Annotated in this window: 21 protein-coding genes; 7 read left to right on the top strand and 14 right to left on the bottom strand. The window is 59.8% G+C overall.

The features are described 5' to 3' along the window. Window positions 1–9 precede the first annotated feature (9 nt). The 5 genes from ACR0B5_RS20740 to ACR0B5_RS20720 are packed head-to-tail and all read right to left on the bottom strand — an operon-like array spanning window position 10 to window position 4,402. The gene (locus ACR0B5_RS20740; protein WP_480543163.1) at window positions 10–660 is read right to left on the bottom strand and encodes an ATP-binding cassette domain-containing protein; all 651 of its coding nucleotides are present in this window, start codon (window positions 658–660) and stop codon (window positions 10–12) included. Continuing rightward, window positions 656–2,368, bottom strand: a complete 1,713-nt coding sequence (locus tag ACR0B5_RS20735; RefSeq protein ID WP_480543079.1) for an ABC transporter permease — start codon at window positions 2,366–2,368, stop codon at window positions 656–658. Before ACR0B5_RS20735 ends, ACR0B5_RS20740 begins: the two co-directional genes overlap by 5 nt. Further along, complete coding sequence (locus ACR0B5_RS20730) at window positions 2,358–3,554, bottom strand: ABC transporter substrate-binding protein (RefSeq protein WP_480543077.1); 1,197 nt, start codon at window positions 3,552–3,554, stop codon at window positions 2,358–2,360. Before ACR0B5_RS20730 ends, ACR0B5_RS20735 begins: the two co-directional genes overlap by 11 nt. Before the next feature lie 15 nt (window positions 3,555–3,569). Continuing rightward, window positions 3,570–4,184, bottom strand: a complete 615-nt coding sequence (locus tag ACR0B5_RS20725) for a CDP-alcohol phosphatidyltransferase family protein (RefSeq protein ID WP_480543075.1) — start codon at window positions 4,182–4,184, stop codon at window positions 3,570–3,572. A 44-nt stretch (window positions 4,185–4,228) separates the two neighbouring features. After that, the gene (locus ACR0B5_RS20720) at window positions 4,229–4,402 is read right to left on the bottom strand and encodes a hypothetical protein (protein ID WP_480543073.1); all 174 of its coding nucleotides are present in this window, start codon (window positions 4,400–4,402) and stop codon (window positions 4,229–4,231) included. Window positions 4,403–4,525: 123 nt separating this feature from the next. On the opposite strand from ACR0B5_RS20720, the gene ACR0B5_RS20715 reads away from it, so the two are divergent. Beyond that, window positions 4,526–5,500, top strand: coding sequence for a LysR family transcriptional regulator (locus ACR0B5_RS20715; protein WP_480543071.1), 975 nt, complete (start codon window positions 4,526–4,528; stop codon window positions 5,498–5,500). Here the strand turns inward: ACR0B5_RS20715 and ACR0B5_RS20710 are convergent, their stop codons facing one another. Further along, complete coding sequence (locus ACR0B5_RS20710; RefSeq protein ID WP_480543069.1) at window positions 5,501–7,021, bottom strand: trimethylamine methyltransferase family protein; 1,521 nt, start codon at window positions 7,019–7,021, stop codon at window positions 5,501–5,503. 194 nt (window positions 7,022–7,215) lie between these two features. Here ACR0B5_RS20710 and ACR0B5_RS20705 point away from each other — a divergent pair, with 194 nt between their 5' ends. Next, the gene (locus tag ACR0B5_RS20705) at window positions 7,216–9,651 is read left to right on the top strand and encodes a GcvT family protein (protein WP_480543067.1); all 2,436 of its coding nucleotides are present in this window, start codon (window positions 7,216–7,218) and stop codon (window positions 9,649–9,651) included. Here the strand turns inward: ACR0B5_RS20705 and ACR0B5_RS20700 are convergent. Together ACR0B5_RS20700 and ACR0B5_RS20695 are read right to left on the bottom strand one after the other, a co-directional pair. Continuing rightward, window positions 9,648–12,968 (bottom strand): adenylate/guanylate cyclase domain-containing protein, encoded by a 3,321-nt coding sequence (locus ACR0B5_RS20700; protein ID WP_480543065.1) that lies wholly within the window; start codon window positions 12,966–12,968, stop codon window positions 9,648–9,650. The genes ACR0B5_RS20705 and ACR0B5_RS20700 overlap by 4 nt on opposite strands. A 128-nt stretch (window positions 12,969–13,096) precedes the next feature. Beyond that, a complete protein-coding gene (locus tag ACR0B5_RS20695) occupies window positions 13,097–13,996 on the bottom strand; it encodes a LysR family transcriptional regulator (RefSeq protein WP_480543063.1) in 900 nt (299 codons plus the stop codon). A gap of 114 nt (window positions 13,997–14,110) precedes the next feature. Between ACR0B5_RS20695 and ACR0B5_RS20690 the strand changes: the two genes are divergently transcribed. From ACR0B5_RS20690 to ACR0B5_RS20675, 4 genes are all read left to right on the top strand, one after another. Continuing rightward, on the top strand, window positions 14,111–14,731 hold the full coding sequence (locus ACR0B5_RS20690; protein ID WP_480543061.1) for a glutathione S-transferase family protein: 621 nt from the start codon (window positions 14,111–14,113) through the stop codon (window positions 14,729–14,731). A gap of 34 nt (window positions 14,732–14,765) precedes the next feature. After that, complete coding sequence (locus ACR0B5_RS20685) at window positions 14,766–15,242, top strand: nuclear transport factor 2 family protein (protein WP_480543059.1); 477 nt, start codon at window positions 14,766–14,768, stop codon at window positions 15,240–15,242. Window positions 15,243–15,263: 21 nt separating this feature from the next. Beyond that, the gene (locus tag ACR0B5_RS20680) at window positions 15,264–16,889 is read left to right on the top strand and encodes an FAD-binding oxidoreductase (protein WP_480543057.1); all 1,626 of its coding nucleotides are present in this window, start codon (window positions 15,264–15,266) and stop codon (window positions 16,887–16,889) included. Between the two features lie 80 nt (window positions 16,890–16,969). Then, window positions 16,970–17,569 (top strand): rhomboid family intramembrane serine protease, encoded by a 600-nt coding sequence (locus ACR0B5_RS20675; RefSeq protein WP_480543055.1) that lies wholly within the window; start codon window positions 16,970–16,972, stop codon window positions 17,567–17,569. Between the two features lie 223 nt (window positions 17,570–17,792). On the opposite strand, the gene ACR0B5_RS20670 is transcribed toward ACR0B5_RS20675, so the two are convergent. From ACR0B5_RS20670 to bcoG, 4 genes are all read right to left on the bottom strand, one after another. Further along, entirely contained in the window at window positions 17,793–19,019 is a 1,227-nt protein-coding gene (locus ACR0B5_RS20670; RefSeq protein ID WP_480543053.1) for a peptidoglycan-binding domain-containing protein, read from the bottom strand. A gap of 152 nt (window positions 19,020–19,171) precedes the next feature. Beyond that, window positions 19,172–20,596 carry a carnitine 3-dehydrogenase gene (locus ACR0B5_RS20665; protein WP_480543051.1) on the bottom strand — a complete coding sequence of 475 codons (1,425 nt, stop codon included), beginning with the start codon at window positions 20,594–20,596 and terminating at the stop codon, window positions 19,172–19,174. Then, window positions 20,593–21,357 (bottom strand): SDR family oxidoreductase, encoded by a 765-nt coding sequence (locus ACR0B5_RS20660; RefSeq protein WP_480543049.1) that lies wholly within the window; start codon window positions 21,355–21,357, stop codon window positions 20,593–20,595. The genes ACR0B5_RS20665 and ACR0B5_RS20660 overlap by 4 nt, the downstream gene beginning before the upstream one ends. Then, window positions 21,354–22,271 carry a 3-dehydrocarnitine:acetyl-CoA trimethylamine transferase BcoG gene (gene bcoG / locus ACR0B5_RS20655; protein ID WP_170679700.1) on the bottom strand — a complete coding sequence of 306 codons (918 nt, stop codon included), beginning with the start codon at window positions 22,269–22,271 and terminating at the stop codon, window positions 21,354–21,356. The genes ACR0B5_RS20660 and bcoG overlap by 4 nt, the downstream gene beginning before the upstream one ends. A gap of 111 nt (window positions 22,272–22,382) precedes the next feature. Here bcoG and ACR0B5_RS20650 point away from each other — a divergent pair, with 111 nt between their 5' ends. Next, window positions 22,383–23,366 carry a GlxA family transcriptional regulator gene (locus ACR0B5_RS20650; protein WP_480543047.1) on the top strand — a complete coding sequence of 328 codons (984 nt, stop codon included), beginning with the start codon at window positions 22,383–22,385 and terminating at the stop codon, window positions 23,364–23,366. An 11-nt stretch (window positions 23,367–23,377) separates the two neighbouring features. Here the strand turns inward: ACR0B5_RS20650 and ACR0B5_RS20645 are convergent, their stop codons facing one another. After that, window positions 23,378–24,355, bottom strand: coding sequence for an HpcH/HpaI aldolase/citrate lyase family protein (locus ACR0B5_RS20645; protein WP_480543045.1), 978 nt, complete (start codon window positions 24,353–24,355; stop codon window positions 23,378–23,380). Window positions 24,356–24,373: 18 nt separating this feature from the next. Then, window positions 24,374–25,121 (bottom strand): serine hydroxymethyltransferase (locus tag ACR0B5_RS20640; RefSeq protein WP_480543043.1); only part of this gene is annotated, 748 nt, incomplete at its 5' end.

The raw sequence follows: 25,121 nt of genomic DNA, 5'->3' as shown, positions 1-25,121 counted from the left end.
CAAAGCTGATCATCTCGACGAACACCGCTTTTCAAGCAGAGTCACAACACTGCCTCCTGCGGCATCGGCATCGGCGATGTCATGCGTCACCAACAAAACCGGCAGCCGCGCCGCGCGGGCTCGGGTAAAGACGAGGTCCCGCATTCTGTCCCTGAGGCCGACATCGAGGCGCGAGAAAGGCTCATCCAAAAGCAACGCATCGGGCTCCGCCAGAAGCATCCGCATCAGGGCCACTCGGGCGCGCTGACCTCCGGACAGGGTCTCGGGATCACGAGCTTCAAACCCGTCCAACCCGATCTCGGACAGGGCGGCCTGAATGCGCGCGGCCCGGTCCGGGGTACGGGGCGGCAGGCCAAAGCCGACATTCTGACCAACAGACAGGTGTGGGAACAACAGATGGTCCTGAAACAGGATCCCAACGCGCCGTTTCTGAGGCGGCAGGGCATTCAGAACCCGCCCGTTCAAAGTAATGCGCCCGTCAAGACGAAAGGCGGGCGACAAAGTTCCGGTGATTGCTGCAAGTATTGTAGATTTTCCAACCCCGGACGGCCCCATCAGGCTTAGAACCTTTCCGGGTGCGATGTCAGCTGATAGCTGCACCAGCCCTCTGCCATCGGCGTGAGAGATCGAAAGCTGATCCAAAGAGAGGCCGTTTTCAATCATGGCGCAGTCCGCTTTTGTTGCGATAGACAATTTTGGGGATCATCAAGGCCAGCAGAAACGGCAGCCATGCCGTGAACGCCAGCGCGATGGTCCAGACCCCTATCGCCCGGCGATCACCGCCTGAAAACAGGGCCAACGCTTCAGTCGTCAACGTGTTCAGCCGCCCGCCCGAGGCCAGAAGAGTGGCCAGATATTGGCCGACTGACACCGCCATCCCCACCGCAAGCGCCGTCAAGATCGGAGCCAGCAACATTGGCAGCCGGATACGCCAAAGCACTCCGACCGGTCCCAGCCCCATGGCGGCGCCAATCGTGGCATAGCGACGGTCGAGCGCGCGGTAAGGGCCGGCCAAGGCCAGAAACACGTAGGGCAAAACGAAGACCAAATGGGTCAGGACCACAGGGAGGGTGCCCTGCGCCGCTCCGATCTGGATCATCAGGATCTGCAGGCCCGGCAGGAAAGCGATCTGAGGCAGGATGAGCGGTAGGTACAGGATCACCATACCTGTCTTGTTCATCTTGCGCCGGGTGCGGAGTTCTGCGTTCAGGCAGCCGATCACCAGAACCAAAGCGATCAGTGCGGTGGCAAACGCCAGTGCCAAGGTGACCAGGGTGACCTCTACCGCGTCCGGGCCGTGGCGCTCCCAGGACATCATACTGAAGCTGCTCGGTAGCGCGTCGGGAAACCTCCAACGTCCGGCGAAGGACCAGATGAACTGGCCGATCAGCCCGCCGAACACCGCGATCCCCGCCGTGAGTGACACCACGAGGCCAAGGGTTCTAAGGGCGGTGTCGCGCAAGCCCATGCCGCGCGTTCCGCTTTCCACACCACGGTTGATCAGCGCGGCAACGGCCCTTTCACCACCTCGCCAGACCATGATGGCCGCCGCCACCAGCCCCAACTGAACCAAGGCAGCCGCAGCAGCGGGCGCGCGCAAAGCAAGATCAGGATCCGTCATCCAGCGCAGGATGAACATGGACAGAGTCGGCGGGCGCGACGGTCCCAGTACCATCGCGACATCCACATTCGACATCGCATAAGCCAAGACCGCATAGATCGGCAGCCGGATCTGCGTATAAAGCGCGGGCATCACGGCCAGAAACCACCCTCGGACCCTGCCGTAACCCAGCACTTGCGTCACGCGCATCCGTTCGGCCGATTTGATCTGAGGCAGCGCGGCCAGCGACATCAGCAGCAGAAATGGCAGCTCTTTAATCATCAGCCCCGCAATCAAAGACCACCCGCCGGGGTCTTGCAGGATTAGCACGTCAGGGGGGCGATCCCACCCCGTCAAACCGGGCGAGAAAAACCGCGCAATCCACCCCGATGGCGCAATCAGGAACGCCAGCCCCAGCGCGGCTGCCGCATGGGGGACAGACAAAAGGGGCGACAGCAGTGCCTCGAGCCGTGAAAACGCGCGTGTGCCCTGCCAACCTGCGATCAGCAGAAAACACCCAATCAGCGCCCCAAGCGTCGAAAGGAAACCGGTTTTGAACGACAGCCAGAGGGCTTGGCCCACACCGGGCTCCGCCCAGAGGCGCGTCCATGGATCAAATGAAAACCCGTTTTGCCCGTCTGGGCGCATGCCTCCGAAGGCCGGGAGGATCGTTCCCAAAAGCCCGGCTGCGATGGGACCAAGCAACAACGCTATCGTCAGCGTCGGAGCCAGCCCCCATCGTTTGCCGGGGCTGAGATCAGTTGCCAACGCCGTAACGCTCGGCCCAATCCGCTTCGATCCGGGTCATCCAACTTGGATGCGGCTCGGGTAAGGCTTGGCCAAGTTCGGCGGGCGAAAGGGTTGCCACGCCCAGCTCCAACGCGTCGAACCCGGCGCGGTCCTCAGCCGGGAGGGCGGCCATGTTCAGCACAGTGCTAAATCCCAACACGTCCGGGTCCTGCGCGCGCAACTGCGCCTCAGGGCTCATCAGGAAGTCAGCAACGACCATAGCACCCGCCTTGGCCGAGGCATTGTAGGGGATCGCCACAAAGCTGGCATTGCCCAGCGTTCCATCCTCCAGAACGAAAGTCCGCGCGCTTTCAGGCAGCTGCTGGTTGGCGATGGCCGTTGTCGCCTCACCCGGAGAGAAGCTGATCGCCATGTCAACCTCGCCATCGTTGATCAGCTGCAGTTGGCTTGGCCCGGTTTGCGGATAGGCGCGACCTGCGCGCCAGAGGTCGGGCGTAACATCTTGCAGCCAGTCCCACAGCGGCGCCGTCACCTGCGTATAGTCGTCTCCGGCGGGTTGCTGCAGAATGGCCGGGTCCTCAACCAGTTCAATCAGCATCTGTTTCAGGAACGTCGTTCCCAGAAAGTCCGGGGGCTGAGGGAACGTGAACCGACCCGGGTTCGCCACCGCCCATTCGCGTATTGCCTCGGCGGATTTTGGGGGTTCGGGCAGAACCTCGCTGTCATAGATGAACACAACCTGCGCCATGGCCCAAGGGCTTTCATACCCTTCGGTCGGGACGGTGAAATCGGTGGTGACGGTCTTGCCGTCCACATCTACGAACCGCCAGTTGGGCAGAGCCTCGGCAAACGGGCCGAACAGAAGATCGGCCTCTTTCATGGCGCTGAAATTGGCGCCGTTGATCCAGATCAGATCAATCGCTCCGTCCGTGTCCTGACCAGCGGATTTCTCGGCAATCACCCGGCTGACCGCATCGGCCGTATCGGTGAGTTTCACATGCTCGAGCGTGACGCCATGTTCCTCTTCGACGCGGGTTCCGACCCATTCGATGAAATCGTTGATCGTGGTCGATCCACCCCATGCGTTCCAATAGACGGTCTGGCCATTGGCCTCATCCAGAACGTCCTGCCAGTTTGCGGGATCAGGTTCTGCCCATGCAGTTCCGGCCAGCGCCGCGCAGAGGGCAGCAAATAGATGTTTCATGGGTTTTCCTTGCGTTTATTCCGAGTGAGTGAAGACCTGCCGCGCCAACAGGATGCGCGAAATGGCGGTGACAAAGCAAACCGCACCAAACGCCCATGCCATCGGGCCGAACCAGTTGGGCAGCAGGCAAATTGCGGTGAAGAAGGCAATGGTTTCAGTGCCTTCCAGAAGGCCGCCGGTAAAGTAGAGCGACTTGGCCCCATGTTTCTGCGACTCCAACCCGCGTTTTTCGGCGAGGATCGCATAGCCCAGGAAGGTCGCGCCGTTAAAGTAGAAGCTGACCAGCAACCATGCCCCGGCCAGAGCATTTGCCGACGGGTCCGCCCAGACAAACGCCATTGGAATCGCGCCGTAGAACAGAAAGTCACAGGTGATATCGAGGTAGCCGCCAAAGTCGGTCTTTCGCCCAGCGCGCGCGATTGCCCCATCCAGACCATCCGCCAGACGCGACAACAGGATGAACAGGACGGCCAGAACCTGCAAACCCAGAACAATCGCCCCAGCTGCAAACAGGCCGAACCCCAGACCCATCAGAGTCACAAGATCAGCCGAGACACCGCGCGCCGCCAAACCCCGCCCAATCGCGTTCAGCGGCGGGTCGATCAGAGGGCGGATACGGGCATCAAGCATGGTTGGCCTCGGGGCTGCAGACAGTTGGCGCGGAGACGCAGCTTTCACATGCCGTGGCATTGGGTAGAAATAAAAAGAGAAGGCCGTTTTCCAACCTGAGTTGCCTCACTACCTGTTTGCACGACATCCACAGGATCGTGCCGTTTTACTTGGGTACGCTTAAAGAACGAAGCGGTGAAAGAAAAAAGGAATACCGCATCTTCACGCTGTTGTGTCATCTGCAACACGAGAAGATAGTGGCGTGCCGGTCGGCAGGTGCGGCTTTTCGTTGATTTGATAATTTACCAACAATAGTTTCAACTCATAAAACCTATTTCACGCCTAGTTCGTGCCGAGGAAACATGCCCCGCCCTAACGCCAACAAGGACCTGAACCTTAAAGGCTTGGAGTTGTTTCAGATCTGCGCCCAGAAAGGATCGCTTCAGGCCGCAGCCGAGGAAACCGGCCTGACCATCAGCACCGTCTCGCATCACTTGCGCAATCTCGAAGACCACCTTGGGGTCGAGCTGTTCAACCACGCGCGCAGGCCGATGGTTCTGACGCCCAAAGGGCAGGTCTTTCTGCGCAATATCAGTGACGCGCTCTATGCCATCCGCAAGGCCAAGGCCGAAGCATCCGCTGGGAATATTGCCGAGGCGAGCTACCTTAGGATTGGCACGATCGAAGATTTCGACAGCGATATTGTCCCAGAGCTCGCCGTCTTTCTTTCGGGCCACATGCCGACCTGCGATTTCATGTACCACACCGATTCCAGCCACGCGATCGTCGAGATGCTGCGCAACCGGCATCTTGATCTTGGGATCACAACCACCCCAGAGGAACGGCTACGGGACCTACAGGATCGCCCGTTGTTACGAGACCCGTTTGTGGTGGTCCTCCCTCGATTTAGCGAGAAATCCCTTTCCGACATTGTCGAAGGGCGCACCAAACTGCCGTTCTTGCGGTTTTCCAGCAACTTGATCATCGCCCGTCAGATCGAGTCCCAAATGCGGCGGCTGGGCCTTTCACCGCAGTCAAATTTCGAATGCAGCAACAACCAGACTTTGATGGCTATGGTCGCCGCAGGTGCGGGCTGGACGATTACAACCCCTTTGCTGTTCTCGCGTGCCAAAAGATTTCACCCAAATCTCAGCATGCACAAGTTTCCAGGCAAAAGCTTTGGCCGCACGCTTGCGATTGTCTCTACACCCGATTGTTCGCGGTCCGTGTTGGACCTGATAGATGGCAAGCTGCGCGCGCTGATCCGAGATCACGCTTTGACTGCGCAATATGAGAAAACTCCGTGGCTGGCGGATAGCTTCAAACTGGTGGAATGATCAGATCAGAATATTGAACCGAGACCGGATAGCCTCCTCCTGTTCGGGCGTCAGGTAAGAAGGCTTGTGGTCGCGAAGAATCTCGCCCGCGCGGGCCCTTGCCCTACCCCATGCATCTTGCGCGCCATTTTCGGCCCATGTGCGCGGCTCAGCTCGATCAGCAAGTGTGGGGTAGAAGTAGTCCCGCTCCATCGCCGCATGAGTGTGCTGCCCCCCCAAGAAGTGACCATCCCCCAGAACGGCATCACAAATTGCATCGAACCCGAGGTTCTCATCCGTCACCTCGACCCCGCGCAAGGCGCGATAGGTGTTGGAGTGCATCTCATCATCCAGCACGAAAGCCTCGAAACTGGCCCCCAACAACGATGCAGTCATGCCCGAGCTTTCGTAGATCAAGTTCCCACCCGCCAAGGCCGCTGCCATGGAGGTTATGCCTTTCTCCATCCCATATTGCGCATCTATTGCCTTGGCGTCGGTCATCGAACAGGCCACGCCAGACGGCAAACCAAGCCAATTGGACAGCTGCGCCGACGCGGCATTCAAAACCGCTGTCTCTCCGCTGCCACCGGAAAATGCCCCGGTGCGCAGGTCGATGACCAGAGGCCAGTTCGAGAACACCATCGGAAAACCAGGCTGGATTGCGTGGACCATCAATAGGGCCGCCAATGTTTCCGCCAATGATTGCGCCAGAAACCCCGCCAAGGTCGCAGGCGCCGTCGCTCCGGCCTGCGCCGCTGTGATGCATGAGATCGGAATGTTGTGTTTGATGCATGCGTAGGTGACATCCACCGCATCTTCGCCATAACGCATGGGCGATATCATCGGGCTGATATGCGCCTTCATGAACGGGCGTTTGGCAAATTCTCCGGGTCCTCCTGCGGCGATGTCCAGCATCTCGACTATCGGAGCGACGTATTTGGCCAGCGTGAACGACGTCGCCGTCGGTTTGGTGGTGTTCTTTAGCAGCGCGAAAACGGTGTTCACATCCAGATCGAAATTGTCCGGCACATCGGTCGCCACGCAGCAACGTGTGAACCAACTGATATTGGCCAACGTGTCCTGTAGCCGCGTAAAGTCATGCAGGTCCTTCAGAGTCGAAGGACGATAGATCGCGCTTTCCATATCAAGCGTCTGCACAGCGGCGCCGCCGGTCCCGAAATACACTTTGTTGCCACCAACTTCGATCGACCTCTTGGGATCACGGCCATGTAAGGTGAAGGTCTTTGCGGCTTGATCAATCGCCTCTTCGACAAGCTCGGGCGGGAACAGAACGCGCCCCATGCCGTTGTCCACGGCACCCACGGCCAACAGATCGTTACGCAATCTGTCCGGCGCCTCTCCGATACCCAGTTTCTCAAGCAAATCGAGGGCAGTGTCATAGATGCGGCGCAGGTCGGCTTCGCTGAGCGGCTTGTACATCCCGCCGATCTGACCGGGCGGGCATGGATCAAACATGGGCTTGGCTGCTCGTTGTGCCAGACGCCCTTCGCGCCCACCTCGCTTGCTACGCTGTCCAGCCATTCCCAGTCCTTTGAAACAGGGGGTTTGTGACATCAAGCAAGAGGAATTGTTGCCCGTGGCGCAAGATCATCTCTTTTATTTCGAAAAATTAGATTTCTAATTTTGATAACGTCTCATTATATCACTCTATAATTGCACATGGTGACAAACGGTCTTCGTATGCAGGGCAAGCGAACTCCGGAGGCTCAACCGTCATGAAATCCCGTACCAAAGTTGTTGTCATCGGCGGCGGCATTGCTGGTTGTTCGGCGCTCTACCACTTGACGCAGGAAGGCTGGAGCGACGTGGTTCTGGTCGAGCGGAACGAGCTGACAAGTGGTACCACATGGCATTCGGCAGCGCAGGTGACAAATTTCGGCATGAACCAGACTATGGTCGGGCTGAAGACGCATTCGATCAACCTGTACAAAGAACTCTCCGAAAACCCCGAATATCCGATCAACTACCACCACGCCGATGGCGGCATCCGCCTGGCCAATACCGAGGCGCAGATGCAGGGCTATCGCCACTTCGCCTCGATGGCGCGCGGGATGGGGGTGCATTTTGAGGTGATCGATGCCGAGGAATGCGCCCGCCGGCACCCCTTGATCTCAACCACCAACTTGTTGGGTGGATTGTGGGACCCTCTGGACGGAGACATCGACCCGGCCCAGCTGTGTCAGGCGTTGGCCTATCACGCTCGCAAGGCTGGCGCCGAGGTCTATCGTAATACGCCGGTCACCGCGCTGACCCAACACAAGGATGACACTTGGACTGTGCATACGGAACATGGCGACATTGATTGTGACATCGTCGTCAATGCTTGTGGCTACCGCGTGAACGAAGTGGGCGCGATGATGGGGGTTCACCACCCCGTCGCCTCGATGGAGCATCAGTATTTCCTGACCGAAGATATCCCCGGCATTGCCGAAGCCGGTCACCGGATGCCTTTGCTGCGCTGCCCGATCAGCGACTATTATAGCCGTCAGGAAAAGGGCGGGCTGCTGGTCGGGTTCTATGAGCAGGACTGCAAAACCTGGGGCATGGACGGGATAGATCCGAACTTTGTGAATGCCCTATGCCCCGATGATCTGGATCGCGTTATGGACGTGTTGGCCGGTGCCTTTGAGCGTATGCCCGCGCTGGAAAAAACCGGCATTCGGTCCATCGTGAACGGTCCGATCACCTATACAATCGACGGGGCCCCGCTGGTCGGGCCGATCCCCGGCAAGCGCAACGCCTTCTGCATCATCGGCCTGCGCGCGGGGTTGGGCGAAGGCGGCGGCCATGGCTGGCTGCTGGCGCAGCAGATCGTGCATGGTGAGGCTTGCTATGACACATGGTGCCTCGATCCGCGCCGGTTCACCGGCCATACAAATGTGGAACTGACCTCCCTGAAGGCTATCGAGGACTACCAGAACGAGTTCAGGTTCCACTTCCCACATGAACATCGGCCCGCCGGACGACCGGCCAAGACAACCCCGCTGACGCCCGTACTGGCGGCAGAAGGGGCCGAGTTTACCGTCGTAAACGGGTGGGAACGGATGGACTACATAAAGCCATCGCCTGATTTTCACCCGACGCTCACCTTCAACTTCGATGAGGCTTTCGACATCGTCGCCGAAGACGTAAAGAACGTGCAGAAGAATGTTGGCCTGTGCGAAGTCAACGGCTTCAACCGGTTCGAGATCACCGGCACCGATCGCCACAGTTTCCTCGATCGGATGTTCTGCGGCACGGTCACCAAGCGCGACGGCCGCGTGGGTCTGGGTTATCTGCTGAACCACCATGGCATGGTCAAAGCCGAAGCGACCGTGGCAAACCTACCGGCCTCGGATCGAGGGCCAGAGCGTGTGTGGTACGGCTCGGCTGCAGCCAGCGAATATCACGACATGGACTGGCTGACCCAGCACATCCGTGAGGATGAGGATGTGCAGATCCGATCCCTGACCAATGACCAGACCATTCTGGTTCTGGCTGGTCCCAAGGCCCGCGATGTTCTGTCGGCCTGCGCCCGGGGCGACTGGTCGAAAGAGGCCTTTCCCTGGCTGTCCGTGCGCGAATGTTTTGTCGGGTTCACCCCGGCCACGGTCATGGGTATCAGCTTCTCGGGCGAGTTGGCCTATGAAATCCACATACCCAACGCCTCACTCTACGCAGCTTATCTGGCCTTGCGCGCCGCGGGTGAGGCCAATGGTATGAAGCTGTTCGGCGCGCGCGCGGTGGAATCCATGCGGATGGAAAAGGGCTTTCTGCATTGGAAATCCGACATTCTCACGGAATTCGACCCCTATGAGACCGGCTTGGATCGGTTCGTAAACCTGAACAAAGGTGATTTCATCGGCAAGGAGGCCCTGTTGGAACGCCATGACAGCGGCAAGCGCAAGCAACTCGTGACGCTGCAGATCGACGCCACCCATGCACCCGCTCATGGCGGGGCTTCGTTGATGCGGGACGACACTGTGGTGGGTACTGTCACCTCGGGCGATTGGGGTCATCGGGTCGGGCAGAACCTCGCCTACGCGTTCATTGATCCCGCGCTGGCGGGCGAAGGAACCAGTGTGCAGATCGACATGTACGGCGATTTGGTCGACGCACAGGTCGTGCCCGCCTCACCCTATGATCCTGAACACTTACGGATGCGCGCCTAGGCCGTTTCAACCCCGGCCAACAGTTCGCGCGCAAGGCGCATCTCAACCGCTTGGTCCCCGCCCGAAATCGCCTCGGCCGCCGCTTGAAGCTCTGTTTTTGCAATCTCCGCGCAGTGAAACCCCTCGCAGGTTCGGGCGAAATCTATGGCAGTATGCAGAGCAAACATCCGCGCCTTCTGGTCCTGTGCGCGGGACAAAGCCTGCCGGAATTCCGCCTCGGCTGGGTGGGTCGAGGATTTCGCCAGCGCATAAACCCGGTCGGTTTCTGCCTGTGCCCACCCCTCATTGGTCAATCGCTGATATTCACGCGCTTCCGCCAACGCGGTCAGAGCGCCTTCATGGTCGCCCATGGCAAGCGTGACTTCGGCAATCAATGTCATGAAGAACGGTTTGTGATTTCCCGCTCCGCTGGCCCACCATGCATTCGTCGCCCTATTGAGGTCTTTGATGGTGTCCGGACCAGGGGATGCGTAGGCCTTGACCCAGCTTCTCCAGACATTAGCTGTCAGGGTCATGAAGGTGAACGCGTGCTTGTTTGACAGCTCTTCCAGTTGCTCCATCTCCCGGGTCACAGCGACCGGGTCGCGGCGCAGAAGATGCAGCATGCACAGGTAAGTCAGAGCCTGCGCCACGCTATGGGCATGTTCAAGCTCGCGCGCAGCCTCAACCGCCTGAGTCTGTATTTCCAGCGCCTTGTCCGGCTCACCACGCATCCAGGTGGCGAGGCTCAGGAAGCAAGAGGTTATGGCCGCGTGGTCGGATCCATAAACATAGGCCAGATGCGCATCGCGGTCGGGGCGGTAAAGGGCCAGCGCCTGTTCGAGATGCGCGTGGGCCGGGTCCAGCTCTCCGATATGAAACAGCACCGCGCCCATCGCCCGATGAGCGACCATTTGATGTTGCGTTTCGCCTGATGTTTCCGCCAAGTCCAGAAGTTGCCGCGCCACGACCCGCGCCAAATCATACTCACCCCGAACCAAGTGAAAGGAATAGAGGCCGTTGAGGACCGGGAACAGGTTCTCTGTCTCATCCCTGCGTTCGCACAAGTCCCGTATCCGGGCATAGGTCGAACCCGTCTCATCCGCGGCGATACCTGCCGTCGAGCGCAGAACTCCTGCGCGCAGGGTCTGTATCTCGATCTCTCTCTTGTCACGCTCAGGACTGGTCGTCTGATCGCCCAGCAGATCAAGCGCCAGGGACAGTTGCGTGTTCGCCTCGGTATTGGCCGAGCGTTTGACAGCGCGCTGACCGGCCAGGTAGCGACAGTCGATCGCCTCATCCACCATACCTGCAAGGGTGTAGTGATGGGCCAGAACTTCGGGGCCTGCATCCTCGACTGCCGAAGTTTTCTGGTCCAAAGTCTTGGCAACCCGTTCGTGCAGAACCCGGCGTTCGGTTTTCAGAAGACTGTTATAGGCGGTGTCGCGGATCAGGGCGTGGCGATAGCTGAAGATCTGCAACTCGTCATCTCCTGAGGTCGTGACGATGCCAGCCTCAACCAACAGGTCCAGGCCGGACCGCAGCACGGTATCGCTGAAACGCGACACTTTCGAGATCAGCGGATACGAGAATTGCGGCCCGATCACAGCCCCGATCTGCGCCACTTCCTTGGCCGAGCTCAAGCGATCCAAACGTGCCATCAACGCATCCTGCAAGGCACTGGGAACTGAGCTTGCAGCAGAGGCCCCTCCGCTGGCTCGGGCGATTGGAGCATTGGGCATATCGCCGGATTCCAGCAGGTCCTTCGTCACCTCTTCTACGTAAAGCGGTACGCCATCGGACCGGGCCGCCACCAGTTCGTACATGGCGTCGGGGATGTCCTGCCCTTGCGCGACCTCATTTGCGATGCGTTTAACGTCCTGAAAATCAAGCTGCCTGAGAACCACTTTGGTCAGATTTGATTGCAACGCCCAACCCGGGTCAAATTCCGGCCGGAAGGTCATCACGACCATCACCGGAAGATCCCTAAGACGGTCAACCAGCCGATCCATCAGCGCCTTTGTCGTCGGATCGAGCCAGTGCGCGTCCTCAAACAACAGCAAAACCGGCTTATCGGATGCATCGGCCAGCAAATGGTCCAACAACATCTCATGTGTCTGATCCATGATCTGCTGCGGCGTCAGGGTCAGCGGCCCCAGACGATCCTCAAACGGGATCGACAATAGGGACGCAGCCAATCGCAAAACCTGATCTGAGGGATCTTTTAAAACCGACGAAATCTTCTCCAGCTTTGCCTCATCCGAGTCTTCAGACCTCAGATCGGCAACATGGTGAAGCCGCCGGATGATCGGATAAAACGAGCTGGCAAAATGGTACGGCGAACACTGCAGCCGAACTTGCTCATGCGCGCCTTGGGGGGCTTTCTGCCGCAACTCCTCGATCAGGCGCGATTTCCCGATCCCCGGCTCTCCGGACACCAGCACGATTTGACCTTCGCCCTCACTGGCCAGCTTCCACTTGTCGCTGAGCGTCTCATATTCTGTCGCGCGACCGATCAGAGGGCCCAGTGCTGCACCCTCAACACGTCTGAAACGGCTGTCCGTATCGCGCGCGCCGGTCACTTGCCAAGCCTCAACTTCTTTCGTGAACCCCTTCAGTTTAAAAGACCCTTGCAGCACATAGTCGAAGGCCCCACCGGCCAACTGATGGGTCCGAGGCGACACGATCATGGTGCCGGGTTCCGCCATCGCCTGAAGACGGGCGGCCAGATTGGGTGTCTCACCCATCGCGGTGCCGTCTTCGAACATCTTCTCACCGCGCAAATCGCCAACCACGACCAGACCGGTGGCGATCCCGATCCGCACCTGGAGTTTTGCGTGAGTGCGGATCTCAGGCACTTCACGGATGATACGCAACCCGGCGCGGATGGCACGCTCGGGGTCTTCTTCATGGGCCAGCGGAAACCCGAAGAACACCATTATCCCGTCGCCGTAATAGCTTGCAATCTGACCGTCGAAATCCGCGACGGACGCCGCGCAGGTCTCTTTGAACAGCCGTAGAACCTCGGCCAGATCCTCGGGATCGACCCGCTGCGAAATCTCGGTCGAGCCGACCAGATCAATGAACATAACCGTCAGCTGACGGCGTTCGGCTACAATCGACGCGCCCAGTGCCGTGTTTTGCGGCCGGGCGTTGCCGTCAGTAGTTGCGCGCACCGCCTTCATGAACCGCCGCCGAGGTCCCAGAGGCAGGCCAATGGTCACGAGGTCTTCGTCGGTCAGCTCTGTCAGGTCACCCAGTTCAATCTCATTGTCGGCGAAGGCGCTGGCGTATTTGGCCAGTCCGTGCTTGCTCAGCCAACGTTCGATTTCGGCCATACCATCCCTTCCAAGGCTGCGGGCGTCCTCTCAAAAACTGAATTCCGTGAGGGTCGCCCGGCGCTCAACCCTACGAAAACAAGGGGCCAAGGATTGGTCAAGGGTCTAAGCGTCATAGGTTTTAGGCATTACGCTCCGGCGTTGCAGATCAGGTCGTCGCTTGCCAGATGGTCGATCAACGCGCGGACCCGCGTGGTCAGCCTGCGGTTTTGCGGGAAAAGTGCCGCCACGACGTAAGGTGTGACACGGTATTCGGCGAACAGCTCGACCAATTCCCCGGACCTAAGGGCATCCGCCACCGTGTAGGCCGGGCATCTGGCAACGGCCACTCCTGCCGCAGCCAACCTTGCAGAAGCTGCGGGCGCATTGGCCTGTAGGCGACCATTGACGTGAACTGCCACCTCGTTGCCATCGACATCAAACCGCCAGACCGCAGGGTCGCTCATGTTGCCGTCCAGAATGCAATCATGCGTGGCCAGGGCGCTTGGATGCGCGGGCACACCTGCACGTTCGAGATAGGCCGGAGACGCACACACAATCAGCGGCATCGGCCCCAACCGGCGCATCTTGAGGGAACTGTCTCGTGTCGGCCCGATCCGGATTGCCAAATCCAGACCTTCTTCGATGATCGACACCCGGCGGTCTGAAAGGTTGAGGTCAATCTCGACCTCAGCGTGCTGTTCGACAAAAGCCGCCAGCGACGGGGCCAGCCGGAGTGAGCCGAACCCTGTCGGCGCGGAAATCCGTATCACTCCGCGCAAGGAGGTCTGCGCATTGCGCACCGCCTCCTCCATTTCGTCAAACCCGTCCAGAAGCGGTTCGCACATCGCCAGGTAGGTCGCCCCCGCATCCGTCAGGGATACGCTGCGGGTGGTTCGGTTCAGAAGCTGAACGCCCAGCGCCTCCTCCAGATCGGCCACGTATTTGCTGACCAGACGCGACGACCGCCCCAGCCGCTGGGCTGCCAAAGTGAACGAGGCATTCTGCGCCACCAGCGCAAAGGCGCGCATTCGGTCGATCTTGTCCATGTTATTGCGCCCTCCTAGGGCTTAATGATCCCCCAAAACTGCGCTTTATCGCCCATTATGGCAAGCTGTATCTATAGCCGCAGAAGCAATTCAACGCATGACAGGAGCTGACACATGTCGAACGCAGTACGTATCCACCACTTCCCGAAATCCGGCCACGCGCACCGCGCCCTGGTCTTTGCCAAGCTGGCCGGTATCGCCCATGAGGCCGTTTTCGTCGATCTGGCCGCAGGCGCGCATAAAACGCCGGAGTTTCTGGAGATGAATCCCAACGGGCAAGTCCCGGTGCTTGAGGATGGCGATGTTGTGGTTTCCGATTCCAACGCGATCCTCGTATACCTCGCCCGCCAATACGCCCCCGACTGGATGCCAACCGACCCGGTAGGCGAAGCGGCGGTGCAGCGCTGGCTGACCCTCGCCGCAGGTGAGATCGCATTCGGATCCGCCGCAGCGCGGTTGATCACGGTGTTTGGTGCACCTCTGGACGTCGATTTCGCGGCCGCGACCGCAGCCAAGGCAATGCAAAAGCTTGAACAGGGTTTGGAAGGCCGCGACTGGCTGGTTGGCGACCGACCGACCATCGCAGATGTCGCCGCCTACTCCTACACCGCCCACGCGCCTGAGGGGAATGTCTCGCTCGACCCTTATCCGAATGTGCGGGCATGGATCGCCCGGTTCGAGGCGCTGGACGGGTTCGAGCCGATGCCTGCCACGACCGTGGGCCTCGTCGCCTGAACGTCCGCGCCAGACACCGCATCGGAGACTTGCAATGACACAAGAAGCCCCCCGTCCCCCTCTGCCGCCCTTCACCCGCGAAACCGCGATTGAAAAGGTCCGTCTGGCCGAAGACGGCTGGAATGGCCGCAACCCGGCCAAGGTCGCGCTGGCCTACACGCCAGACAGCAAATGGCGCAACCGGGCCGAATTCCCCGTTGGCCGCGCCGAGATCGAGGCGTTTCTGACCCGCAAATGGAACAAGGAACTGGACTATCGCCTGATCAAGGAACTCTGGGCCCATGACGGCAACCGCATCGCGGTGCGATACGCCTATGAATACCGTGACGACAGCGGGCACTGGTTCCGGGCCTACGGCAACGAGAACTGGGAATTCGACGAGAATGGCTACATGGCCAACCGCTTTGCCAGCATCAACGAACTGCCGATCACAGAGGATGAGCGCAAGTTCCACTGGCCTCTGGGCCGTCGTCCGGACGACCATCCGGGGCTGAGCGATCTGGGCCTTTAAACACAGCGAGGAGGTAAGACGATGTCTGGCACGGATACTCCGTTTCACGCGGGCGAACTGGCGGCGCAGGTGCGGGCGGGTGCGGGCGATATAGCCCGCAGGGCCGCTCCGTACATTCGCGACCACTTACCCGACCAGCATCGTGCCTTCTATAAAGCGCAGCCGTTTCTGGTGGCTGCGTCCAGCGATGCAGAAGGCCGCATATGGGCGACAATCATTGAAGGCGAGGACGGGTTCGTTCATTCGCCTGATCCAAAAACGCTGATAGTTGATACCCTGATTGACCCGCGTGATCCGATGGCAGAAAGCCTGCGAAAAGGGGCTGATATCGGCGTTGTCGGCATCGAGCTGGCGACGCGGCGACGCAATCGGTTCAGCGGTCGGACCCGTCCAACCGACACTGGTTTTGCAATCGATATCCGCCAGAGCTTCGGCAACTGCCCTCAGTATATCAATGAACGCGACTGGCGGCGGGTGGCCAGCAATAAACCGGCAGAGGCGGTGGTATCTGACCACCTCGACCCCGAACAGATCGCACGTATAAGCGCCTCGGATACCTTGTTCATCGGGTCCGGTCGACATGGTCCGCAACAGGCGGCGTCGAACGGGTTTGATGCCTCTCATCGCGGAGGGACACCCGGCTTTGTCCGCGTGGTCGGCCCAAACCGCCTGCGTATCCCTGACTATTCCGGCAACAACTTCTTCAACACGATCGGCAACCTCTTGGAGAACCCCCGCATCGGGCTGCTATTCGTCGACTTCGCGACCGGTGGGCTGCTGCATCTGTCCGGGCGAGCCGAGATCGACTGGGCTCCGGCCGAGGCGCGTGACCCCAATATTCTGCGCATAATCGACGTACAGGTCGACGCCGTGATTGACCGACCAAACGCGCTGTCGTTGCGATGGTCGGCTGAGCCGACCCCATCGAGACAGCTGGTGGTTACGGATAAGATTGCCGAGGCTGAGGGGATCACCTCATTTCAACTGCGACCCGCAAATGGAGGTCCACTTGCCACGTTTGAGGCGGGGCAGCACCTGCCGATTGTGCTCAGCGTTCCGACGCATGACACCAAACTGCGGAGGACATACACCCTGTCCGGCAACCCGGCCGAGGACCACCACAGGATAACAGTGAAACGCGAGCCTGATGGCAAAGCGTCCCGCTTTCTGCACGACATGGTGCAACTAGGCGACGTGATCGAGGCCAAACCGCCGACCGGAGATTTCGTGATCCCGTCAGGAGACACCCCCCTTATCCTTGTCAGCGCCGGCGTTGGCGTGACCCCGATGATCGCAATGCTGCATCAGACTGTGATACAGCACCCTGACCGTCCGGTCTGGTTCATACACGCCGCGCGCAACGGACGGTTTCACGCGCTGCGTGGCGAAACTGACCACCTGATCGCCACCAGCCCGTCCGCACAGCAACGGATCTACTACAGCGCGCCTGACGCCCAGGACGTGGCGGGGCAGGATTTCGACATCAAAGGCCGGATCACGGCGCAGGAGTTGATCGCATTGAATGCCGGTCCCAACGCTCAGTATCTGCTCTGTGGTCCGTTGGATTTCATGACAGACCTGAAATCCGGTCTTGAAGCGCTAGGGGTCGAGGAAAACCAGATCCATTTCGAGGTCTTTGCCACCTGAGCGCGCCAACGCCCACACTCTGAACCGACCATCCTGCAAGGCATATTGATCGTTCTCCCTGCCGGGATTATCTATCTAAGATGATTGATAAAAGCGGTAAACACGTTGTTTTTTCGCGGTTCAAGGTTCTGGCGCTGTTCATTGCGGCACTTTGGGCGATTCAGGTTCTCAACTGGGCAGTTGGGTACCGCCTGAATCTCGCATTCGGGCTGATCCCAAGGCAGATCACCGGGTTGGACGGGATCGTGGGCATGCCACTTCTGCATGCCAGCTTTCCGCATCTCATTTCAAACACGCCTCCGCTGATCCTGATGGGGGCTTTGCTGGCGGCAACGGCAACACGGGCGCTGTTGGTCGTGAACGCCGTGATCATCGCTTTGGGCGGAGCGCTGGTCTGGCTGTTCGGAAACACAGCCATCCATATCGGCGCATCGGGTCTGGCGTTCGGGTGGTTCGGCTTTCTGGTCGCGCGCGGATTGGTTGATCGGTCGCCCGTGACCCTTGCCGTGGCCATGGTGGTTGGGGTGCTTTACGGATCAATCCTTTGGGGCGTTCTGCCCGGCCAGCCCGGCATCTCGTGGGAGGCGCATCTGTTCGGCGCAATCGCAGGCGTCGCTGCGGCCTTGCTCGTCCGAACCCATGTGCACGCCCCGCGGATTTTGAACGTGGACCAACCTTAAACAAGCACAGTGAGGCAAGGGGCCGATTGCGGATCGCTGACACCCCCTTGACGATAGGAATTGTCCGCACCAAAGGGTTTGTCACTAGCCCCTACGATATCTAAGTCTTCGAACAGGTCACGCAGAGCACCGGTCTGCGCGGCACCCGATCATAGTTCCTGCTATCGAAGCGCTGGAAAAAACCGCGGGCGATCCATGCGCCCGCGGAATAGGTCAGCCAGACCTACTGTGTTTTTGTCATCGCCGCACGTAGCAATTCCGGGCGATCCGATTGTGATGGCAGGAACACGGCCTGAGATCCGGCATCCAGCGCGGACAGGCTCGCATCATACCATTGCATCGCCAGATCGCGACGCTCTTGCACGCCGAAACCTTCGCGCAGGTGGTGGCCAATCAGCTCTCCATATGCTGGTTCACCCATGGCAACCAGCATCAAGGCCGAGCCTACGGCGCTGTCCATATTATCCTGACGGTAGCCCATCGCCAGACAGACCTTGCTGGTCGCGGCAAGGTCTTCAGGGCTGAGGCCAGAATCCAGAGCCAGCTTGCGCATCTGCGTTTCGGCATCGGCTTTCGACGTCAACGACAGCGATACAACCTGTGGCGCTAGCATCTCACCATAGGACTCGCATTGCGCCGCTACTTGATCCGGTGTCAGGCCTTGAATGTCCTGCATCAAATCTTCACCCCGTGCCATGGCGTAGCTCCGCGCAAGACAGAACTGCTCGCTGAGGGCGAAATCGGGGTCCGACATGTTCGCCAGCGTGGTATAGCCGCCATTGGTCGAGGTTTGCAGCATCACCGCGCTACAACGGTTGGCCAGCGACGGGCCACCGGTACCGCCTGCAAACAGGCTCGGCAGGGCTGCAGTGGCCGTTTCGGTCACTTCAGGCTCGGGCGCCGGTTCAGCAGGTGCCGCCGTCGCAGTCACAGGCGCTACAGGTTGCGGCGCGGGTTGCGGAGCAGCGGCCACAGCCGTGCCCGTTTGGACTTGCCGACGATAGGCCATCAACAAAGGCTGACCGGAGAGCTGAGTGCTGGCCTGCCCGCCACTTGTACCCCAGTAATAGGCCTGCATCAGGAAATCGCGCTGATAGGGTTGGAAATCATACCCGTTGACCGGGTATCCCATGGACGCCTGATACCGTTGGATTGCAGCTCGCGTGCCGGCACCCACCTGACCATCAACCCGCCCTGCATTGTAGCCAAAATAGTTGAGCGCCGTTTGCGTCTGCGCCCCTTGCGAGGTAGATGGGATGCCCGACCGATATGTCCGGGTGGTCGAGCGCTGCGCTTTCTTCTTTTGCTGATCTTTGCCGATCGCGTAGCCAACTACGCCTCCGACGACCGCGCCGCCGATAAAGTCACCCGCGTCTGCCCTGGCAATCTGGGGATTCGCGGTCGACAAAGCGAAGGTCAAACAAAGTGCTGCCACTAAACGAAAAATCATAATTTACCTCCAAAACACAACAACAATTGGAGGAAATTATAGCACAACGCCGCCGCGCATGCGGAAAAAAGGCGGATCAGGATCTTTGCAGATCGACCCGCCAGTAGATGCCGCCCCTGGATTCATGAACCCAGAGGCGGCACGCGTTGGTATCAGCCCCGTTGCCCCACATGGCGGCCCGCCCCCTGAGGGGCTGGCAGCTTGGCGTGATCTTCGGCAAAAGCGGTCAGTTTCGCGGCCACACCCTCGGTCGGCAGAGAGGTCTTGCGCGCGTTCAGATCCATATGCAGCAGCAGGGTTTCAACAGTGGCCGCGACCTCTCCATCCGGTCCGTGCAGACGGTGGAACAGATGCATTTTCTTGCCTTCACCGCGCAGAACCTGCGTGGTGACGGTCAGCCGATCCCCTGCATGCAATTCCGCATGGTACTGCACGAAGTTCTCAACCGTGAAATAGCTGTTGCCCGCCGCGATATAGTCTGCATTCGCGTCGATCATCAGCATAAAATTGTCCGTCGCCTGGGCCGAGACCTCGATATAGTGGGCTTCATTCATGTGGCCGTTATAGTCTGTCCAGCTTTGCGGGATGACACGATCCACCGTGATCGGCAGATCATCACCTTCGGGGTCAGGCAACATCGCTTCGTGCGCATTCAGAACGCCGCCCGCCCCGCTGCCGGTCTTCTTTAAGGCGCGCATCATTCCGATCAGGTTGTCATCGCGCAGACGCTCAAGTTCGCGGATCGACAAATGGCCGGATTGCGCGTCCGACTGACCCGCGATCAGGTCGACCAGTTCATCGGTAAATTCCGGCACATCCATGAGTTTGGTCCAGGGCCATTGCAGGGCCGGTCCGAATTGCGCCATGAAGTGTTTCATCCCCGCCTCGCCACCCGCGACGCGGTAGGTTTCGAACAGACCCATCTGCGCCCAGCGGATACCAAACCCCATACGGATCGCTTCGTCGATCTCTTCGGTGGTGGCGACACCATCCTTGACCAGCCAAAGCGCCTCACGCCAGACAGCCTCGAGGAAACGGTCGGCGATATGCGCATCGATCTCTTTGCGGACGGTCAGCGGATACATCCCGATGGACCGCAGGATATCCGACGCCTTGGCGCATGTGTCGGCAACCCCCACCAGTTCGACCAGAGGCAGCAGGTAAACGGGGTTGAACGGGTGCGCGACGACGACGCGACCGCCGTGTTCGTTCAGTTCTGAAGGTTTGAACCCCGAGGTCGAAGACCCGATCACCGCATCGGCAGGCGACAGTTCGTCGATCTGCGCGTGGATCTTATGCTTGAGGTCCAAACGCTCGGGCACGCTTTCCTGAACCCACGCGGCACCAGCCAAGGCCTCGCCCATATCGTCATGAATAGTCAGAGTGCCCTCGGCCGGCAGCGCCTTGTCATAGAGGGCGGGCAAGGCACGGCGGGCATTGGCCAGCACCTCGCCGATTTTGCGCTCGGCTTCCGGGTCCGGGTCAAAGACCGATACGTTCCAGCCGTTCAGCAGGAACCGGGCAACCCAGCCCCCGCCGATCACGCCGCCGCCGATAATGGTTGCTTTTTGTGTCATGGCGCAAGTGTCTCCGTATGGCCATCAATGGACAGAACCTGTCCCGAGATTTTGGTCCCCGCCTCCGAGGCAAGGAAATGTATGCTGTTCGCCACGTCCTGCGCCGTGACCCATGTTTTCATGGACACGCCTGTCACATAAGCGGCGCGCATGGTCTCAATACTCTGACCATGGGCGGCGGCTTCGTTCGCCAAAACGCGCTCCATCCGGTCGCCTTCAACAGCTCCGGGGCAGATCGCGTTGACGCGGATGCCAAAGGGGCCAAGCTCCATCGCGAGGGTTTTGGTCAAGCCGATCAGGGCCCATTTAGCCGCCGCATAGGGCGACCGCATCGGATAGCCCATGATCCCAGCAGTGGACGAGGTCATGACGATCAGGCCACTTTTTTGCGCCTTCATGACCCGCGCCGCCCAGCGGCAGGTCAGATAGGCGCCGTGCACGTTGGTGGCGAGGCATTGCTGCCACGCGTCATAGGCAAGGTCTTCGATCGGCCCGGCGGGGCCGCCGGTACCGGCATTGGCGCAGACCACATCAATGCCGCCCCATTCCGCCTCAACGGAACTCAGGAAGGCGTCCATGGCGGACTCCGAGGTGACATCGGCCACCACGGCGATACTGCCGGGATGCGCTTCGGCAAAGCTCTGAACCGCGGCAGGGTCTGCATCGCAGACCGCGACCCGTGATCCGTCTTGAATGAATTGCTCCGCAATGACGCGGCCGATGCCAGCCGCGCCTGCGGTTACAAGAACGCGCCTGTTCATTTCGCGACGGGAGCACGCTTGGTCAAGCCCAGTTTCTCGCGCACGGCGTCCGGGCCGATGATCTTGGCGCCCATGTTCTCGATCACCGTCACGGCACGTTCGACCAGTTGTGCATTGGTGGCTAGAACGCCTTTTTCCAGAAACAGGTTGTCCTCAAGCCCGACGCGGACATTGCCGCCCGCCAGAACCGATTGCGCAACGTAGGGCATCTGATCGCGACCCAGCGAGAAGGCCGACCATGTCCAATCAGACGGCACCGCATTGACCATCGCCATGAAGGTGTTGATGTCGTTGGGGGCACCCCACGGGACACCCATACACAGTTGGACCAGAGCGTTGGGCTCCAGAATACCCTCTTTCACCAATTGCTTGGCGAACCATAGGTGGCCGGTGTCGAAGGCTTCGATCTCTGGTTTCACGCCAAGATCGGTCATCATCTGACCCATCGCCCGCAACATGCCGGGGGTGTTGGTCATTACATAGTCTGCCTCGGCGAAGTTCATTGTGCCACAGTCGAGCGTGCAGATCTCGGGCAGGCATTCGGCGATATGCGCCATCCGCTCTGTCGCCCCGATCATGTCAGTGGCCGCTTCATTGACCGGAAACGGGCTCTCGGTCGGGCCGAACACAATATCACCGCCCATACCGGCCGTCAGGTTCAGCACCACATCGACCTCAGCATCGCGAATGCGGTCTGTCACCTCGCGGTACAGGCCCAGATCGCGCGAGGGCACGCCGGTTTCGGGGTCGCGTACGTGGCAATGCACAACGGCAGCCCCCGCCTTGGCCGCATCAATCGCCGAATTGGCAATCTGCTCGGGCGAGCGCGGCACATGCGGAGACTTGTCCTGCGTCCCACCCGATCCAGTGATGGCACAGGTGATGAAAACTTCGCGGTTCATGGCAAGGGGCATATCTTTGTCCTTCGATCAGCAGGAATCGCGCCTTGGAAGGCGACTGAATGCGGCAACGCTACTTTCAAAACTCCGGAACAAACGATACATTTATCGTCAGGAGGAATACTTTTGTCGTCATCCCCTCATGAGCATTTCGAGTTCCTGCTACTGGACGGGTTTTCCAACATGGTTCTGGCCAGCGCGCTGGAGCCGTTGCGGGACGTCAAGTTGCGCGCGCTCTACGCCAGTCCGGGTTGGGAGATCACCAGCCTTAACGGTGAACCCGTGGAAAGCTCGAGCGCGATAAAGGTCTCTCCCAATCGCGCCTTCAGCCCGGCGAAATCGACCGGAACGCTGGTTATCGTGGCCGGATACCGCGTCCGGCAGCAGATTACCAAGGAATTGCTTGCAGCGATCCGACTGGCTGTTCGGACCGCCCGTCGCGTGTTGGCGTTGGATACAGCGGCTTGGATTTTAGCCGAAGCCGGAGTTCTGGACGGGCACCAGGCCACGATCCACTGGCAGGAATTTGATGCCTTTCGCGAAAGCTTTCCAAAAGTGAATGTGTCCAGCGCCCGGTTTGTTCATTCCGGACCGTTTCTGACCTGCGGAGGGGCCAGTACGGCGCTGGAACTGACCCTTGACCTGATCCAGAACCTGTTCGGCCCCGCCGCCGCATTTGATGCATCGAACATGTTCATCTACGACCCTGCCCGCCAATCCGAGCTGAAGCGCGATTCTCAACAATTGCAGGACCGTGGGTCGCCGAAACTGCTGGACGCGCTGAATGTCATTGCCGAAAACGTCGAGACTCCGCTGACAACCTTTGAACTTGCCGAACGCGTCTCGCTCTCCGAGCGCAGCCTCAGCCGCGCATTTGCAGATGAGCTAGGGATGACGACTGGCAAATACTACAAGCTCTATCGTCTGCAACATGCGCGCTATCTGGCGCAGGAAACACGCCTGAGTGTCGAACAGATTGCCCTAAGATGCGGGTTTTCTTGTGCGTCGGCCTTGGGGCGGTCGTTCATCCGTGAATTCGGCCGTCCGATCAGCGCCTTTCGCCCGCAAAACCGAAACGGGCCGTCCGATGGGACAGCCCGCACAGTCTAACGTTTGGCAGGTCACGCGGCAGCGATCTGACCTGCCTTTTCAACCAGCACCTCCGCCTGCCGGATCGAGGCATAGTCAATCAGGCGACCGTCCAGCGAGACAGCGCCTTTGCCTGCCGCTTCGGCATCGGCCATCGCGACAAGGATCCGCTTGGCCTTGTCCACCTCGGCCTCCGAAGGCGACATGACCTCGTTGGCCAGCGCGATCTGGCTGGGGTGAATGGCCCACTTGCCTTCACAACCCAGAACCGCCGCGCGCTTTGCTGCCGCGCGATAGCCAGCGGGATCTTGAAAGTCGCCGAACGGGCCGTCGATCGGGCGCAGGCCGTTTGCACGTGCCGCGACCACCATACGCGCAAGCGCGTAGTGCCACATATCACCCCAATGGGTCATGCGGCCGCCCTCAGGATCGGCATCGGTCAGCACCGAGTAATCCGGGTTCACACCGCCAATGATGGTTGTCCGCGCACGGGTCGAGGCCGCATAGTCGGCAACCCCGAAATGCAGACTTTCGTTGCGTTTCGACGCGGCAGCAATCTCGCTGACATTCTGCATGCCGAGCGCCGTTTCGATGATATGCTCGAACCCGATCCGCTTTCTGAAGCCCTTGGCGTCCTCGATCTGGGTGACCAGCATGTCGACGGCATAGACATCGGCGGCAGTGCCGACCTTGGGGATCATGATCAGATCCAGACGCTGACCGGCCTGTTCGACCACATCCACCACGTCACGATACATGTAATGAGTATCCAGCCCGTTGATCCGAACCGACATGGTCTTGTTGCCCCAGTCGATGTCATTCATGGCCTCGATGATGTTCGTTCTGGCCTGTTCCTTTTCGTCGGGCGCGACGGCGTCTTCCAGATCCAGGAAGATCACATCCACATCCGACTTGGCCGCTTTTTCAAACATGCCGGGCTGGCTGCCCGGAACAGCGAGTTCGCTGCGGTTCAGACGGGCCGGAGCCTGTTCGATTGGGTTAAAGCTCATGGTTAAGAATCCTTGGTTTTACAGGTTCGGATAGATAGGGAAACGGGCGCAGAGGTCGGCGACTTCTGCTTTGACCTTGGCCTCGACCTCGGCATTGCCGTCTTCGCCATTGGCGGCGAGACCGTCGACCACTTCAATGATCCAATCCGCGATCTGGCGGAACTCGACCTCGCCGAAGCCGCGCGTGGTGCCAGCGGGCGAGCCCAGACGGATGCCCGAAGTGATGGTCGGCTTCTCAGGATCAAACGGCACGCCGTTCTTGTTGCAGGTGATATGCGCGCGGCCCAAAGCCTTCTCGGTCGCGTTGCCCTTCACGCCTTTGGGGCGCAGGTCGACCAGCACCACATGGGTGTCGGTGCCGTGGGTCACCGTGTCCAGACCGCCCTTGATCAGCTGATCCGACAGCGCCTGCGCGTTGGTGATGACTTGGCTGATATAGGTCTTGAACTCGGGGCGCAGAGCCTCGCCGAAGGCAACCGCCTTGCCTGCGATGACATGCATCAGCGGGCCACCCTGAATGCCGGGGAAGATCGCCGAATTCACTTTCTTAGCGATATCTTCATCATTGGTCAGGATCATACCCCCACGCGGTCCACGCAGGGTCTTGTGGGTTGTCGTGGTCGCCACATGCGCGTGCGGGAAAGGCGAGGGATGCTCGCCTGCGGCCACCAGACCGGCGAAATGCGCCATGTCCACGTGCAAGTAGGCCCCGACCATGTCGGCGATCTCGCGCATGCGGGCAAAGTCGATCTGACGCGGGATGGCC

This window comes from Ruegeria sp. AG1, from assembly GCF_056541705.1.
This window is presented reverse-complemented; position numbering and strand designations above follow the sequence as displayed.